We start from the raw sequence: 14,497 nt of genomic DNA on the forward strand, positions 1-14,497 counted from the left end.
TCTCCTTATTCTTCGCCAAACCAACAGATATTACGTGCAGCCATAATTAAATCTGCTGCCTGTTCTGCTGTTAATTCTTCAATATCTGCTAAATCATCTACACCCTGTTCGGCGAGTTCTTCGAGAGTAGTAATTTGTTTTTCAGCTAATTTGAATGCCACATGGCGATTCATGCCATCTAAATTCAATAAGCGATCTTCAATATTCGCTTTTTTCAATGCTTCTTCTTCAGCTACTGCTGCGGCTGTAATCGCATTTTTAGCACGAGTTTGAAGTTCTTCGACAAGATCTTCATCTTCTAAACCATCAATTGCTGTCAATTCATTCATTGGAACATAAGCAATTTCTTCTAAACTTGTGAAGCCTTCTTCTACAAGGATTTGTGCAAATTCTTCATCAAGTTCTAATGCGTTCATAAATAAGTTTAAAACTTTGTTATCTTCTGCTTGATGTTTTGCATTTAACTCATCAGTAGTCATTACGTTTAGTGTCCAACCTGTTAATTGTGTTGCTAAACGCACGTTTTGACCATTACGACCAATTGCTTGTGCCAAGTTAGCTGCTTCAACTGCAATATCCATAGAATGATTATCTTCATCAACGATGATAGAAGACACATCAGCTGGAGCCATAGCATTGATCACAAATTGTGCTGGATTATCATCCCAAAGCACGATATCTACACGCTCACCACCAAGTTCATTGGTAATGGCTTGAACACGCGCACCACGCATCCCTACACAAGCACCAACTGGATCAATACGTTTATCGTTTGATTTCACCGCAATTTTAGCGCGAGAGCCAGGATCACGAGCCGCACCACGAATTTCAATCATTTCCTCGCCAATTTCAGGCACTTCAATACGGAATAATTCGATCAACATTTCTGGTTTAGAACGTGTCACAAATAATTGTGCAGTTTTGCCTTCAGGATTTACTTTATAAAGCACACCACGAACACGGTCACCTGGACGGAAATTTTCACGTGGTAACATATCTTCACGAGCAATCATCGCTTCTGCTTTGTTGCCAAGATCTAAGATGATACTGTCACGACTTACTTTTTTCACAGTACCCGTTACAATTTTGCCTTCTTCAGCACGGAATTGTTCTACAACTTTTGCACGCTCAGCTTCACGAATTTTAGTGCTAATTACTTGGCGTACAGTTTGCATTGCAATACGGTCAAATGCGATAGATTCGATTTGATCTTCTACATAATCGCCTAGCTGAAGATTTGGATCTTCAAATTGTGCCGCTTCCAAAGTAATTTCTTTCGTCGGTACTTTGACTTCATCAACAATTAACCAACGACGGAAAGTATCAAAATCACCTGTTTTTGGGTTGATTGATACGCGAATATCTGTTTCATATTCGTATTTTTTCTTGGTTGAGAGCGCAATAGCACTTTCTAACGCTTCAAAAATTTTCTCACGTGGTAATAACTTTTCATTGGATACGGCTTCTGCCGCCAGTAAAATCTCTTTACTCATTTTTTCTTTTGCTCCTTTTAAAATTTTGCAACAACATTCGCTTTTTGAATGTTACCAAAGACTAAAACTTGTTCCTGTCCATCAACGATTAAAGTCACCATATCGTTTTCAATACGCGCTAACTTACCTTGCCATTTACGGCGTTCCATTACAGGAATCCGCAAATGCACTGCGATATCTTGCCCAATATAGCGTTCAAATTGCGGCAAGGTAAATAGTGGACGATCTAAACCTGGTGACGACACTTCTAGATTGTATTTATCCGCAATTGGATCTTCTACGTCTAAAATTGCGCTCACTTGACGACTTACATCTGCACAATCATCGACAGTTACGCCACCTTCTTTATCAATAAATAAACGCACAGTCATAAAACGGCCTGCGCGTTGACATTCAATGCCCCAAAGTTCACAGCCTAAATCCTCTACTGCGCCTTGTAGCATTTGTTGTAAATTTTGTTCTAATGTAGCCAACTTCTACTCCTATACTGTAGTGTCAGTTTTTAGTCAAAATAACTTCTTTTAATTAATCTAAAAACTTCTACAAAAAATTTTAGGCATAAAAAAAGGGTTAGGTTCACAGGAACCTAAGCCCAGTTTTTATTAAATTTCTTATAGAAAAAAACCCCAAAACTGGGGTTCTTTTACTGAACTTATTATTGGTTGCGGGGGCCGGATTTGAACCGACGGCCTTCGGGTTATGAGCCCGACGAGCTACCAAGCTGCTCCACCCCGCGTCCGAAATATGGAGTGCATTATAGTGATAAAAATTTAAAATGCAAGAAGTTTTACTAAGTTCCTTAAAAACTTTGCTAAAACTTACCGCACTTTTCATCATCATTAGAATCGAATACCTGAACCTATCCCTAGTCCTAATCCAACGCCGTTACTTCCGCCACCGGCGCTGACGCCACCACCTACAGCACAAGCAGCTAATATGCTTGATAATACAATAATAAAAAGTGTTTTCTTCATCATTTTTCCTTTATTAATAAAATCTCAAATAAGCGATAAACTGCAATTAGATCTGTCTTTGCAATAGGTTTAAAAGGTAACAAAAGATAGTAAATCCAGCGAAAACGCTGCAAATATATAATCATATTTTGCCAATTTTTCTCTTCACAATGTGTTTGATAATATAATGCTACTTTTTGAATAAAAGTGTCCGAAATATCTTCTTCTCGACATAAACTATCAAAGAAAAATAACATATCCCGAATAACTACCCAATTTTGATTTTGGCTATTTGAGCGAGATTCAAAATCAAGAAAAGTAACCTTTTCTTTATCCCAAGTAATATCTCGAATAGCAGGGCGACCATGCACTAAATTTTTAGCATGTAAATCAATTAAAGCGAGACAAGCATCATAAATAATTAAAAATTTCTGTTGTTCATCTATATTTTTATTACATAGCCATTGTGATACAGTCAGCCCCACATTTTCCAACACAAAAAAATGATCACTATAATAAAAGACTTTTGGCACTGGCGCATTTTGTTCAGCAAGCTTCAATAAAGTTTGTAATTCATTTTTAAAAGATTGCTTAGGGCGAGGTTTTAATAATAGCCAAATCCCTTTCAATTTTTCAGGTTGTTTCAACCAATATTTTTTTCCTTCATATTGAAAAGGATAAATTCGTTCATCTCGATGTTTTGTTACCAGTTGCTTCACATATTCTTGAAAATCATCATTTGCCATCATATTCCCACTACTTTAGTATATTATTTAATCATTTATAGTTTAAATAGAAATTAATTTAATATTTTCTATGATAACGTTTATCAAAAACTTTAAAATAAACTTTATTTACCACTAATAAAATTAAAAAATAACAAGAATATTATAGATATTTTAAAAATTTATTACAATTTAATAAGGAAAAGTGCGGTGAAAATCTAAGAAAAATTTTTACCGCACTTTTGTATGAATTAATAAAGAAAAATTAAAATGCTGAGGTATCTTGGAATAGTCCTACTTTTAAATCTGTCGCGGTATAAATAACACGACCATCTACTTCAACTTCGCCATCAGCCATTCCCATAACTAGTTTACGATTAATTACTCGTTTCATATGGATTCTGTAAACTACTTTTTTCGCTGTTGGCAAAATTTGTCCTGTGAATTTAACTTCGCCAACCCCTAATGCTCGCCCTTTTCCTTTGCCACCAATCCAGCCTAAATAAAACCCAACAAGCTGCCACATCGCATCCAATCCTAAACAACCGGGCATCACTGGATCGCCAATAAAATGGCAAGCAAAAAATGGCAATTCAGGCTTAATATCAAGTTCTGCCTCAATGTATCCTTTACCGAAAGCACCTTTTTCTTCATTCATTTCAACAATGCGATCCATCATCAACATTGTTGGTGCGGGTAATTGCGGCCCTTCTTTACCAAATAATTCGCCGCGACCTGACGCGAGCAAATCATCATAAGAATAGCTACTTTTTTTATTAAGTGTACAAGTGTTTTGCATTTCAGATTCCTTTATATATGATAAATCCAGTTTATAACTGATATATGTATTTTAAAAGGAACGCAGCAAACTGTAAATAGCTAACACTTGTTCGCAAAACTTGTCGGAGCAGTCACTCTTAGAAATTATAGAGAAAAGAAAAGCGAAGAAATGCTCGCTTTTCTCTATTAGGAGCGGAAAAAACGCCAAAAACTTTTTCGTTCGGAATCGGCACGTCCCTCAATACGACGTTGAATAAGACGAGATAAAGGCTCAGTTTTTTCTGTATAATCTTTGTTCTCATCTAACAAATCACGCTCAAATAACAATTCACAAGCCTGATAAATATCTTCCACAGGATAAATAAAAAACTCGCCATTTTTTACCGCACTTTTCACTTCATCAGATAAACTCAGTTGCTGGATTGTTGTCATTGGAATGATTACACCTTGTTTTCCAGTCAAACCGCGACGTTGGCAAATAGTAAAAAAGCCTTCAATTTTATCATTTACACCACCCACAGAATGAACAAGTCCAAATTGATCAATCGATCCTGTAATTGCGATATGTTGAGGCAAAGGTAAATCGGCTAAAGCACTGGCTAACACGCAAAAAATCGCCAAAGATGCACTATCGCCATCAATTTCTCCATAAGACTGTTCAAACACCAATGATGCAGAAAATGGCAATTGCGAGGGCAAATCTAAGATATTGGAAAGGCAAGCCTGTGCAATCATCATACCTTTACCATGAATATTTCCAGCGAGTTCATTTTTTCTTTCAACGTCGATTACCTCCCCTTCGCCGAATTGCACAATACAACTAATACGCGAAGGCTCGCCGAAACATATGGGTGTACCAGGATATTCAATTACCGAAAGCCCATTAATTTGTCCAACAATTTCGCCTTGCGTTTCGACATAAACTTGCTCGTTTAAAATATCTGCATAGGTTTGTTCTTTTAAAAAACCATATTGCGCTAATTTTTGTTGAAAAATATCCTCAAAATCCACCGCACTTAATGCAGTTTTTTCAGCAAAAGTTGAAGCATCCTGTAATGTTTCTTTTAATTTGAGAGGAGATGCGTTAATTAAAAAACGATCTTCACTTTCACGCACCAATAATTGATAGAGTTTATTTAACGCCGAAAAATCTAGCTCAATATTTTGCTCTTGAGCCATTTGTTGAACATAACTAGCCCAAGTTTTTTGTTCCTCCACTTCAGCCACAGAAACATAACTTTCAATTTCAGCATAATCGGCGAAAGAATAAAGATTTTCTTCTAACTCAGCCAAAGTGGCTAATTCAGTACGATTACCAAGTACAATCACTTTTAAGCTCAGCTCATAGCCTGGTATATCACAAGGTAAATTTTTAAATGGATGGGCTGAATACCAATCAAAAGTTTGGGTTTGCAAAATTTGTTTTAATCGCCCCCATAAATCAAATTGAGATAACAATGTTGCCGCACTTAAAATCAAAACACCACCATTAGCCTTATGCACCAATCCCGACACTAATTGAATATCTTGCGAACTCGGATGAAGCCGAAAACTACCAAAAAGCTGGAATTGATCACAATACAATGCACTTAACACGTCCCCTTGACTGGCAAAATTATCATCTAAAGATTTTGCAGGATCAGTATAAATATACGGAAAAGAAAAAGAATCCCCCTGCTCTATCACATAATTCACACCAAAAATTGACCGCACTTTATGATGATTTTGCGATATAAAATTTTGTAATAACTCCGCATATTCAACAGGTTCGCCCACTTTCATCATTAGTAGTGAACGTGTCGGATGGCGTAAAAATAAATCGATAGCCTGTGTGGCATTCGGTTGTAACGCCCAAAAATCTACTGGTTCTAAAGGAAAATCTTGAATTGCTAAATCAGGTTGCAATGCCTGCCAATTTAAAGATTGCTCAATAGCTTGTTGTTGAGAAAATGATGAACTCACGGCTGGTCTCTTTCTAGAAAAATTGACCACATTATCGCATATTTAATAGCCTTGTGAAAATCCACTAGAAAATCAGCATAAAAACACGTATATTAATACAGTTACCACGTCACTCAATGATAAAAAATGAAATACCAAAAACTCGAAAATCAAGAAGCAAATTGGAAATGGATTTACCTAATTCGTAAACATCGCGAAGGGGAAAATATTACTCGCTACGAAGAACGTAGTTTACAAGAAGCCAAAGCGCAAGAATTATTAGAATCCCAAAATTATCCAGAAAAAATTGAAGAATGGATTAAGAATCATCTTTCCCCAGCCTTACCAATTAAGCTTGATCAAGCCATTCGTGCACGCCGTAAACGCTTTTTTAATGGTGAAAAACAACATACCAAGAAAAAATCCATTGATTTGGAATATGCGGTTTGGCTACGTCTTTCTAAATATTCTCGAAAAATGAAAATGACACTTTCGGAAACAATTACCTATATGATTGATGAAAGAGAAAGCAAAGCACAATTTGAAAATCAAATGGCAGCAATGAAAACCAGTTTAAAGAATTTATTGAAATAAAAAAGACAAGCTGCAATTCTTGTCTTTTTGAGTTAGGACTAATAGAGAAAAATTTAGAGTATTCGCATTACTCTTGATTATCCACAAGTGGAATTATTTTCGTTGCATGAGATCCTTTGTCTCCGTGGATAACTTCAAATTGCACCTTTTGACCTGCTTTTAATGAACGATAACCGTCCATTTCGATCACTGAATAATGTGCAAAAATATCGGCATCCACGCCTTCTGCGGAAATGAAACCAAATCCTTTTGCATTATTGAACCATTTCACAACACCAATTTCCATAAAAGACCTCTCTAGGCTTCGCCTACTAAAACAATAAATCAATAAGACTCTCGCCTTATCACCTCGTATGGACGTTATATTTAAATATTTTGATCGGTTATGCAATGAGCAATATTCAAAAATGATAAGTAGATCACAAAAAATTTAATTTTCTGGAGTTTTTTTATCATTTTTATGAATTTCTCGTAGTGCTTTCGCCACTATTTGAATCGCTTCTCCGCTACTAATCCCTTTTGCCATAAGTTCTTGAATTTGTTCAACTGCTTTTTGTTGCTGTTCGTGTGTTAAGTTAATATCAAACATTTTCCCATCCAAATTGATTCATTAATTGATGCCATTGTTCATCTAATCCTGCTGTAATTGTTATTTGTTCTTTCGTTATTGGATGAATAAATGACAAACTATCAGAATGTAAAAATAACCGAGAACAGCCAAGATGCAAGGTTAACGCACGATTTTGATGCAAATCACCATATTGCGTATCACCTAAAATTGGGTGAAAAATATGTTTCATATGGCGACGTAATTGGTGTTTTCTGCCTGTATGAGGGATTAATTTAACTAAAGAATAACGCGCCGTTTGATAACGCCCAGCAGGATAAGGCATTTCGACTATTTTTAATCCTTCATAATCAGTAACGGCTTTTTGAGGCTCTTTATCTTCTTGAGAAAATTTATCTGCGATTTTATCCAATTGAATTTTTAGTGGATAATCTATCCGCTCTTTTCCCTGTAGATACCCTCGCACTACAGCCAAATAAGATTTCTGAACGCACTTTTGTTCAAACTGTTCACACATTAGATTCGCAATTTCACTGCTCAATGCAAATAACAACACGCCAGATGTCGGTCGATCTAAACGATGAACAGGAAATACATGTTGGCCAATTTGATCTCGCAAGGTTTGCATCACAAATTGAGTTTCATGAGGATCTAACCAACTACGATGAACCAACATACCAGCAGGCTTATTCACCGCAACGAGAAACTCATCTTGATATAAAATTTCTAACATTCGTTCTTGTTCAGAAGTTCTTCTAAAGCAACTAAAGGAGTTAATAGTTGTTGTAACTCATCAAATTCCTTCATTGCTTCTTCAATATAAGGAGAAATAGCAATTTTATTTGGTAAAGCAGAACCACTTTCTAACAATGCCTGCATGCGTGGAATAAATACCCACTGTAGCCACTCATCAGCAGACATCGTATCAATTGAAAAAGGCTCCTCACTTAAAAAAGCCTCAGCAGCAGGGGGCATCGTTTGCCATAAATTAAGCTGCTGCATGGTAATTTGAAGCTGTTCAAGATGCCGTTTAGTTTGATTACGCATATTTTATATCCTAATTAATGAATGTTTTTTGCAAATACACGCACATTTGAAAAACCATTTTCTTTCAAATATAAGGCTTGTAATTTGCTCATCACACCACGTTCACAATACAACACGTAATTTTTACTTTGATCAAGGCTACCAAATTGAGAGGAAAGTTTATAGAACGGCATTTGAATGACGTCATGTGTATCTGATTCAAATGGATTTTCATCCGCTTCTTCTGGGCTACGAATATCCAAAATCACTTCATTTTCACCTAATACAGAAATAGCCTCGACTTCCACGACTTCTTTTTCTGTTTCTTCTGCGATCTGGCGAATATCTAAATATTTCGCATTTTGTACCGCACTTTCAAGAATCTCAAAATTAAAATGCCCTTCTTCTTCTAGAATCTTTTCACGAACCGCTTTGATCGTAGGATTTTTTGAAATCACACCACAAAATTCAGGCATAGATTTTGCAATATCGTCAGTACCAATTTCTTTCGCCATCGCGATAATTTGTTCTTTATCATGCGTAATTAACGGGCGTAATACTAAGGCATCAGCGGCTTCATCAATCAAGCGTAAATTGGTTAAAGTTTGGCTAGATACTTGTCCTAATGCCTCCCCTGTCACAATCGCTTCAATATTAAAACGTTGAGCGACTTTACTTGCTGCTCGCACCATCATCCGTTTTAATACAACGCCCATTTGGCCGTTATCGACTTTCTCTAAAATCTCACCGACAACCCCTTCAAAGTTAATCGCAATAAAGCGCACTTTATGTGAAGAGCTATAACGTTGCCAAATATGATAAGCCATTTGTTTTACGCCAATTTCATGGGCTGCGCCGCCAAGATTAAAGAAACAATAATGAACTCGCGAACCACGACGAATTAGCATATAACTCGATACACCAGAATCAAATCCCCCTGAAATCAAAGAAAGCACATCCTCTTGCGTCCCAATCGGATAACCGCCAATCCCTGCGTGACGTGCTTTAACTAACATCATTTTGTCATCTTCAATATCAATACGAACGGTCACATCTGGATTTTTCAACCGCACTTTTGCGCTTTCAATATGTTGATTTAATCCACCGCCGATATAACGTTCTGCTTCAATCGAACTAAATTTATGTTTTCCTTTACGTTTTACTCGAACGCAAAAGGTTTTGCCTTGAAGTTGTTGCGATACATCCTCAAGCGTCAATTCAAAAATATGATGTAAATCGGTAAACGGTTTTTCTTCAACTTCTAAAAAATGATGAATACCAGGAATACGTTGTAACAAGGCGATTAATTCTTCACGGTTCTCTTCATTTTTTGACCGCACTTCAATGTAATCCCAGTGACGTACAACTGCAGTTTCTTCATCATATTTCTGTAAAATATTGCGGATATTAGAGGTTAAAATTTTTGCGAAACGTTTACGAACAGTTTCGCTCTTAATCATGATTTCAGGAAAAAGTTTAACGATAAATTTCATATAAATAGCTTAGGTATTTCTTGGGTATTTAAAGTGGCGAGTATTTTACGCAAAGATAGTGAAAAGTCCACTGGTCCTAGCTTGAAATAATTTTTTAACAACTCAAGTAAAATACAGTACAATTACAAGCAATTTTTACCGTGAAAAAGGATAATTCCATGGCGCGTAAACCCGCATCTTCACAAGATTTTGAAACAACGTTAGCTCAGTTAGAAAATATTGTTACACATTTAGAAAATGGCGATCTACCGTTAGAAGAAGCGTTAAAAGAATTTGAACAAGGTGTGCAACTCGCTAAGTTAGGACAAGAACGTTTACAACAAGCAGAACAACGCATTCAGATCTTATTGCAAAAAACAGAAGATGCCCCACTGAATGATTATGAAGGGAATGCTTAATGGGTCACTTTTCTGAAGAATTACAACAGGTTCAAACTCGTATTAACCACTTTTTAGAAGCTCAATTTGAGGGCATTGAAAGTCATAATGCGCCTTTGCTTGAAGCCATGAAATACGCATTATTACTTGGTGGTAAACGGGTTAGACCTTTTTTAGTTTACGCAACAGGTCAAATGCTTGGCGCTGAGAAACAAACCTTAGATTACGCCGCTGCGGCTATTGAAGCCATTCATGCCTATTCCTTAATTCACGATGATTTACCCGCAATGGATGATGACAATTTGCGTCGTGGGCACCCTACTTGTCATATCCAATTTGATGAAGCTACGGCTATTCTTGCCGGCGATGCCCTTCAAAGTTTTGCTTTTGAAATATTAACTAAAACGCCAAATATTTCTTCTGAACAAAAACTGGCTTTAGTGCAAATTTTAGCGCAAGGCGCTGGCGTACAAGGAATGTGCTTAGGGCAAAGTTTAGATCTTATCTCTGAGCATAAACAAATTAGTTTAAGCGAATTAGAATTAATCCATCGTAATAAAACGGGCGCATTGCTGATTGCTGCATTAAAATTAGGTTTTATTTGTTCCCCGCATTTTGGCGACAAAACGTTAGAACAATCCTTAACACAATATGCAGAAGCCATTGGCTTAGCCTTTCAAGTTCAAGACGATATTTTAGATATTGAAGGTGATAGCGCAGAAATTGGCAAACAAGTCGGCGCCGATCTTGATTTAGATAAAAGTACATATCCAAAATTACTTGGATTAAGCGGCGCAAAACAAAAAGCGCAAGATCTATATCAAAGTGCTTTGTCTGAATTAGAAAAAATTCCTTTTGATACAACCGCACTTCGTGCATTAGCTGAATTCATTATTACTAGAAAAAGTTAATATCGACCGCATCAATGCTCACAAAGTGCGATCAAAAATTATAACGTTTTTAAAATGACTAACAATATGAACAATTACCCCTTATTATCTTTGATTAATTCACCAGAAGATTTGCGTCTTTTAAATAAAGATCAGCTACCACAACTCTGCCAAGAATTACGCGGTTATCTTTTAGAATCTGTTAGTCAAACTAGCGGGCATTTAGCATCAGGTTTAGGCACTGTAGAGCTAACTGTTGCACTACATTACGTATATAAAACCCCATTTGATCAGTTAATTTGGGATGTGGGACATCAAGCTTATCCACACAAAATTTTAACGGGTCGTCGAGATCAAATGTCCACAATTCGCCAAAAAGACGGCATTCATCCTTTTCCTTGGCGTGAAGAGAGTGAATTTGATGTATTAAGCGTTGGCCACTCCTCTACTTCTATTAGTGCTGGATTAGGTATTGCTGTCGCCGCAGAACGAGAAAATGCAGGTAGAAAAACGGTATGCGTAATCGGTGACGGCGCAATTACTGCTGGAATGGCTTTTGAAGCGCTGAATCACGCAGGTTCTGTTCATACTGATATGTTGGTCATTTTAAATGATAATGAAATGTCAATTTCAGAGAATGTCGGTGCGCTGAACAATCACCTTGCTCGAATTTTCTCAGGTTCTATCTACTCCACATTACGAGATGGAAGTAAAAAAATTCTCGATAAAGTTCCACCGGTAAAAAACTTTATGAAAAAAACCGAAGAACATATGAAAGGAGTGATGTTCTCACCAGAAAGTACATTATTTGAAGAACTCGGTTTTAATTATATTGGTCCAGTGGATGGGCATAATATTGACGAATTAGTGGCAACACTTACGAATATGCGTAATCTGAAAGGTCCACAATTTTTACATATAAAAACAAAAAAAGGTAAAGGATACGCGCCCGCAGAAAAAGATCCTATTGGTTTCCACGGCGTACCCAAATTTGACCCAATCAGTGGTGAATTGCCTAAACACAATACCAAGCCAACTTATTCGAAAATTTTTGGTGATTGGCTATGCGAAATGGCAGAAAAAGATTCAAAAATTATTGGTATCACACCAGCAATGCGCGAAGGCTCTGGCATGGTGGAGTTTTCTCAGCGTTTCCCAGAACAATATTTTGATGTGGCAATTGCGGAGCAACACGCCGTCACGTTTGCTACTGGACTTGCTATTGGCGGATATAAACCCGTAGTTGCGATTTACTCAACATTTCTACAACGTGCTTACGACCAACTAATTCACGATGTTGCGATTCAAAATCTCCCTGTATTATTTGCGATTGATCGCGCGGGTATCGTAGGGGCTGATGGCCCAACACATCAAGGGGCATTTGATCTCAGCTTCATGCGTTGTATTCCAAATATGATCATCATGACACCAAGTGATGAAAATGAATGCCGTCAAATGCTCTATACTGGTTATCAATGTGGGAAACCAGCTGCTGTCCGTTATCCTCGCGGAAATGCCATTGGTGTTGAACTAACACCTTTAGAAATGCTTCCTATCGGTAAATCACGTTTAATTCGAGAAGGTCAAAAAATTGCGATTTTAAACTTTGGTACTCTGCTACCTTCTGCGTTAGAGGCAGCAGAAAAACTTAATGCCACTGTTGTCGATATGCGTTTTGTGAAACCGATTGATATTGAAATGATTAATGTGCTTGCTCAAACTCACGATTATTTAGTCACATTAGAAGAAAATGCAATTCAAGGTGGAGCCGGATCTGCTGTTGCGGAAGTGCTAAATTCATCTGGAAAATCGACCGCACTTTTACAGCTTGGTTTACCTGATTATTTTATTCCTCAAGCAACACAGCAAGAGGCATTGAAAGATTTGGGATTAGATTCAAAAGGAATTGAAGAAAAAATTCTAAATTTTATTGAAAAACAAGGTAATTTATAAAAATAAACGCGATGATAACTTCATCGCGTTCTTTCTTAATCAACAATTCTTAAATGGGAAACTGATTTTGTTTTCTTTTTTTCTTCTCGTTTTTTAGGACTCTCTACAGCCTCATGAAAACCAGTTGGTTGTTCAGTATCTGGCTCAGAATTAAGTTCATCGTAAACCTCTTCTGGTTCAAACATCACGCCATCACCATTTTCACGAGCATAGATCGCAAGCGCTGCTCCCATTGGAATATACAGTTCACGAGAAACACCTTTAAATCGGGCATTAAACTGAATGAAATCATTTGTAAGTTGTAAATTGCCCGTAGCATTAGCAGACAAGTTCAATACAATCTGCCCATCTTTTACATATTCGACAGGAACATTCACACCTAAGTAAGTCGCATCAACAACTAAATAAGGCGTGAAACTATTATCTACTAGCCAATCATAATAGGCGCGTAATAAATAAGGGCGCTTAGGAGAAGCTTTGTATTCCATTATTTATCATCCATTAAATTTTTTGGTGCAACCTCACCTACAGACTGCAAGAATGAATCTCGACTAAATACACGATCCATATATCCCTTAATCGGTTTACTACCTGGACCTGTAAATTCTACACCTAAATGTTTTAATTTCCATAATAATGGTGCAACGTAACAATCCACTAAACCAAACTCTTCATTCATGAAATAAGGTGTTTGCTGGAAAACTGGTGTAATCGCTAAAAGTTCTTCTTTTAATTGTTTGAGCGCTTCAGCTTTTTCACTTTCTGTACCATTTTCTGCTTTCTTAAGAGTTGGATACCAATCTTGTTCAATTCGTAACATCAAAAGACGATCTTTTGCTCGAGAAACTGGATACACTTGCATTAATGGTGGATGCGGAAAACGCTCGTCAAGATATTCCATAATAATTCGTGAACTAAACAAAACAAGATCACGATCAACTAACGTTGGCACCGTAGCATACGGATTTAATTCCATTAAATCTTCTGGTAATGCTTGCAAATCAACTTCTTCGTTCTCATAAAGTACACCTTTTTCAGCTAAAACAATTTTTACCTGATGACAGTAAATATCATCTTTATTTGAAAAAAGGGTCATTACTGAACGTTTACTTGATGCGCTGGACATTTATTCCTCCGAAGATCTAAAAATATTCTATATTTTATAAGGGTGTGTATTCTACCACAAAGCGTAAGTCATTTGCCAAATAATTCTTTTTTATTGTTTTATAATCAATAAGTTAGATAACAAAAAAAGCAGAGATTTCTCTCTGCTTTTCTTTTTCGAAACGAAAATAAAAATTAACGTTTTGAGTATTGTGGACGACGACGTGCTTTGTGTAAACCCACTTTTTTACGTTCAACGCGACGTGCGTCACGAGTAACGAAACCAGCTGCACGAAGTGCTGGGCGTAATGTTTCATCGTATTCCATCAATGCACGAGTGATACCGTGACGGATTGCACCCGCTTGACCAGAAATACCACCACCTTTAACAGTGATGTATAGGTCTAATTTATCAGTTAACTCAACCAATTCTAATGGCTGACGTACTACCATGCGCGCAGTTTCACGGCCGAAGTAAACGTCTAATTCACGTTGGTTGATAGTGATTTTACCACTGCCCGGTTTGATAAATACACGAGCTGAAGAGCTTTTGCGGCGACCTGTGCCGTAGTTTTGATTCTCTGCCATTTTCTAAACCTC

General features: G+C 37.0%; 18 protein-coding genes and 1 tRNA gene. 4 read left to right on the forward strand and 15 right to left on the reverse strand.

Translation table 11 applies throughout. The features are described 5' to 3' along the window. Window positions 1-5: 5 nt before the first annotated feature. The 7 genes from nusA to DV424_RS00620 all read right to left on the reverse strand — a co-directional run bounded on the left by nusA (window position 6) and on the right by DV424_RS00620 (window position 5,913). On the reverse strand, window positions 6-1,493 hold the full coding sequence (gene nusA, locus DV424_RS00590; protein ID WP_118788395.1) for a transcription termination factor NusA: 1,488 nt from the start codon (window positions 1,491-1,493) through the stop codon (window positions 6-8). 17 nt (window positions 1,494-1,510) lie between these two features. Further along, entirely contained in the window at window positions 1,511-1,966 is a 456-nt protein-coding gene (gene rimP, locus DV424_RS00595) for a ribosome maturation factor RimP (RefSeq protein ID WP_118858711.1), read from the reverse strand. A 186-nt stretch (window positions 1,967-2,152) separates the two neighbouring features. Next, window positions 2,153-2,229: transfer RNA gene (locus DV424_RS00600), tRNA-Met, on the reverse strand. Window positions 2,230-2,332: 103 nt separating this feature from the next. After that, window positions 2,333-2,467, reverse strand: a complete 135-nt coding sequence (locus tag DV424_RS09015) for a hypothetical protein (RefSeq protein ID WP_005628603.1) — start codon at window positions 2,465-2,467, stop codon at window positions 2,333-2,335. Continuing rightward, window positions 2,467-3,195, reverse strand: coding sequence for an RIO1 family regulatory kinase/ATPase domain-containing protein (locus tag DV424_RS00610; protein ID WP_118858712.1), 729 nt, complete (start codon window positions 3,193-3,195; stop codon window positions 2,467-2,469). Before DV424_RS00610 ends, DV424_RS09015 begins: the two co-directional genes overlap by 1 nt. A 241-nt stretch (window positions 3,196-3,436) precedes the next feature. Beyond that, window positions 3,437-3,970, reverse strand: a complete 534-nt coding sequence (fabA, locus tag DV424_RS00615) for a bifunctional 3-hydroxydecanoyl-ACP dehydratase/trans-2-decenoyl-ACP isomerase (protein ID WP_118858713.1) — start codon at window positions 3,968-3,970, stop codon at window positions 3,437-3,439. Between the two features lie 167 nt (window positions 3,971-4,137). Beyond that, a complete protein-coding gene (locus tag DV424_RS00620; protein WP_192880614.1) occupies window positions 4,138-5,913 on the reverse strand; it encodes an AAA family ATPase in 1,776 nt (591 codons plus the stop codon). 126 nt (window positions 5,914-6,039) lie between these two features. Between DV424_RS00620 and matP the strand changes: the two genes are divergently transcribed. Further along, the gene (gene matP / locus DV424_RS00625) at window positions 6,040-6,486 is read left to right on the forward strand and encodes a macrodomain Ter protein MatP (protein ID WP_005628871.1); all 447 of its coding nucleotides are present in this window, start codon (window positions 6,040-6,042) and stop codon (window positions 6,484-6,486) included. Between the two features lie 67 nt (window positions 6,487-6,553). Here matP and cspD read toward each other — a convergent pair whose 3' ends face one another. The 5 genes from cspD to thiI form a co-directional block, all read right to left on the reverse strand. Then, window positions 6,554-6,772 (reverse strand): cold shock domain-containing protein CspD, encoded by a 219-nt coding sequence (cspD, locus tag DV424_RS00630; protein ID WP_005628872.1) that lies wholly within the window; start codon window positions 6,770-6,772, stop codon window positions 6,554-6,556. A 144-nt stretch (window positions 6,773-6,916) separates the two neighbouring features. Beyond that, the gene (locus DV424_RS00635) at window positions 6,917-7,075 is read right to left on the reverse strand and encodes a YoaH family protein (protein ID WP_005628875.1); all 159 of its coding nucleotides are present in this window, start codon (window positions 7,073-7,075) and stop codon (window positions 6,917-6,919) included. Then, complete coding sequence (gene truC / locus DV424_RS00640; protein WP_118858715.1) at window positions 7,068-7,787, reverse strand: tRNA pseudouridine(65) synthase TruC; 720 nt, start codon at window positions 7,785-7,787, stop codon at window positions 7,068-7,070. Before truC ends, DV424_RS00635 begins: the two co-directional genes overlap by 8 nt. Then, window positions 7,781-8,101: a YqcC family protein gene (locus DV424_RS00645; protein WP_118858716.1), complete on the reverse strand. Its 321-nt coding sequence runs from the start codon at window positions 8,099-8,101 to the stop codon at window positions 7,781-7,783. Before DV424_RS00645 ends, truC begins: the two co-directional genes overlap by 7 nt. A 14-nt stretch (window positions 8,102-8,115) precedes the next feature. Further along, on the reverse strand, window positions 8,116-9,573 hold the full coding sequence (gene thiI, locus DV424_RS00650; RefSeq protein WP_118858717.1) for a tRNA uracil 4-sulfurtransferase ThiI: 1,458 nt from the start codon (window positions 9,571-9,573) through the stop codon (window positions 8,116-8,118). A 158-nt stretch (window positions 9,574-9,731) separates the two neighbouring features. Between thiI and xseB the strand changes: the two genes are divergently transcribed. From xseB to dxs, 3 genes are read left to right on the forward strand one after another with little or no spacing between them, the layout of a single operon-like run. Continuing rightward, the gene (xseB, locus tag DV424_RS00655) at window positions 9,732-9,971 is read left to right on the forward strand and encodes an exodeoxyribonuclease VII small subunit (RefSeq protein WP_005628882.1); all 240 of its coding nucleotides are present in this window, start codon (window positions 9,732-9,734) and stop codon (window positions 9,969-9,971) included. Then, window positions 9,971-10,861 (forward strand): (2E,6E)-farnesyl diphosphate synthase, encoded by an 891-nt coding sequence (ispA, locus tag DV424_RS00660; RefSeq protein WP_118858718.1) that lies wholly within the window; start codon window positions 9,971-9,973, stop codon window positions 10,859-10,861. The genes xseB and ispA overlap by 1 nt, the downstream gene beginning before the upstream one ends. A 54-nt stretch (window positions 10,862-10,915) precedes the next feature. Continuing rightward, window positions 10,916-12,793: a 1-deoxy-D-xylulose-5-phosphate synthase gene (dxs, locus tag DV424_RS00665; RefSeq protein ID WP_118858719.1), complete on the forward strand. Its 1,878-nt coding sequence runs from the start codon at window positions 10,916-10,918 to the stop codon at window positions 12,791-12,793. A gap of 35 nt (window positions 12,794-12,828) precedes the next feature. On the opposite strand, the gene DV424_RS00670 is transcribed toward dxs, so the two are convergent. The 3 genes from DV424_RS00670 to rpsI all read right to left on the reverse strand — a co-directional run bounded on the left by DV424_RS00670 (window position 12,829) and on the right by rpsI (window position 14,485). Next, window positions 12,829-13,281, reverse strand: a complete 453-nt coding sequence (locus tag DV424_RS00670; RefSeq protein ID WP_005644698.1) for a ClpXP protease specificity-enhancing factor — start codon at window positions 13,279-13,281, stop codon at window positions 12,829-12,831. Further along, window positions 13,281-13,919, reverse strand: a complete 639-nt coding sequence (gene sspA / locus DV424_RS00675; RefSeq protein ID WP_118858720.1) for a stringent starvation protein SspA — start codon at window positions 13,917-13,919, stop codon at window positions 13,281-13,283. The genes DV424_RS00670 and sspA overlap by 1 nt, the downstream gene beginning before the upstream one ends. Before the next feature lie 173 nt (window positions 13,920-14,092). After that, window positions 14,093-14,485, reverse strand: coding sequence for a 30S ribosomal protein S9 (rpsI, locus tag DV424_RS00680; protein ID WP_005631594.1), 393 nt, complete (start codon window positions 14,483-14,485; stop codon window positions 14,093-14,095). Between the last annotated feature and the right edge of the window lie 12 nt (window positions 14,486-14,497).

The organism is Haemophilus haemolyticus, assembly GCF_003493605.1.
Classification (GTDB): domain Bacteria; phylum Pseudomonadota; class Gammaproteobacteria; order Enterobacterales; family Pasteurellaceae; genus Haemophilus; species Haemophilus haemolyticus_J.

What these genes read in the sequence shown, in the direction of transcription:
- truC (WP_118858715.1), bottom strand. Translation starts at nt 7,787, where the DNA reads ATGTTAGAAATTTTATATCAAGATGAGTTTCTCGTTGCGGTGAATAAG.
- DV424_RS00635 (WP_005628875.1), bottom strand. Translation starts at nt 7,075, where the DNA reads ATGTTTGATATTAACTTAACACACGAACAGCAACAAAAAGCAGTTGAA.
- DV424_RS09015 (WP_005628603.1), bottom strand. Translation starts at nt 2,467, where the DNA reads ATGAAGAAAACACTTTTTATTATTGTATTATCAAGCATATTAGCTGCT.
- thiI (WP_118858717.1), bottom strand. Translation starts at nt 9,573, where the DNA reads ATGAAATTTATCGTTAAACTTTTTCCTGAAATCATGATTAAGAGCGAA.
- DV424_RS00645 (WP_118858716.1), bottom strand. Translation starts at nt 8,101, where the DNA reads ATGCGTAATCAAACTAAACGGCATCTTGAACAGCTTCAAATTACCATG.
- cspD (WP_005628872.1), bottom strand. Translation starts at nt 6,772, where the DNA reads ATGGAAATTGGTGTTGTGAAATGGTTCAATAATGCAAAAGGATTTGGT.
- DV424_RS00670 (WP_005644698.1), bottom strand. Translation starts at nt 13,281, where the DNA reads ATGGAATACAAAGCTTCTCCTAAGCGCCCTTATTTATTACGCGCCTAT.
- fabA (WP_118858713.1), bottom strand. Translation starts at nt 3,970, where the DNA reads ATGCAAAACACTTGTACACTTAATAAAAAAAGTAGCTATTCTTATGAT.
- ispA (WP_118858718.1), top strand. Translation starts at nt 9,971, where the DNA reads ATGGGTCACTTTTCTGAAGAATTACAACAGGTTCAAACTCGTATTAAC.
- xseB (WP_005628882.1), top strand. Translation starts at nt 9,732, where the DNA reads ATGGCGCGTAAACCCGCATCTTCACAAGATTTTGAAACAACGTTAGCT.
- sspA (WP_118858720.1), bottom strand. Translation starts at nt 13,919, where the DNA reads ATGTCCAGCGCATCAAGTAAACGTTCAGTAATGACCCTTTTTTCAAAT.
- rpsI (WP_005631594.1), bottom strand. Translation starts at nt 14,485, where the DNA reads ATGGCAGAGAATCAAAACTACGGCACAGGTCGCCGCAAAAGCTCTTCA.
- dxs (WP_118858719.1), top strand. Translation starts at nt 10,916, where the DNA reads ATGACTAACAATATGAACAATTACCCCTTATTATCTTTGATTAATTCA.
- matP (WP_005628871.1), top strand. Translation starts at nt 6,040, where the DNA reads ATGAAATACCAAAAACTCGAAAATCAAGAAGCAAATTGGAAATGGATT.
- nusA (WP_118788395.1), bottom strand. Translation starts at nt 1,493, where the DNA reads ATGAGTAAAGAGATTTTACTGGCGGCAGAAGCCGTATCCAATGAAAAG.
- DV424_RS00610 (WP_118858712.1), bottom strand. Translation starts at nt 3,195, where the DNA reads ATGATGGCAAATGATGATTTTCAAGAATATGTGAAGCAACTGGTAACA.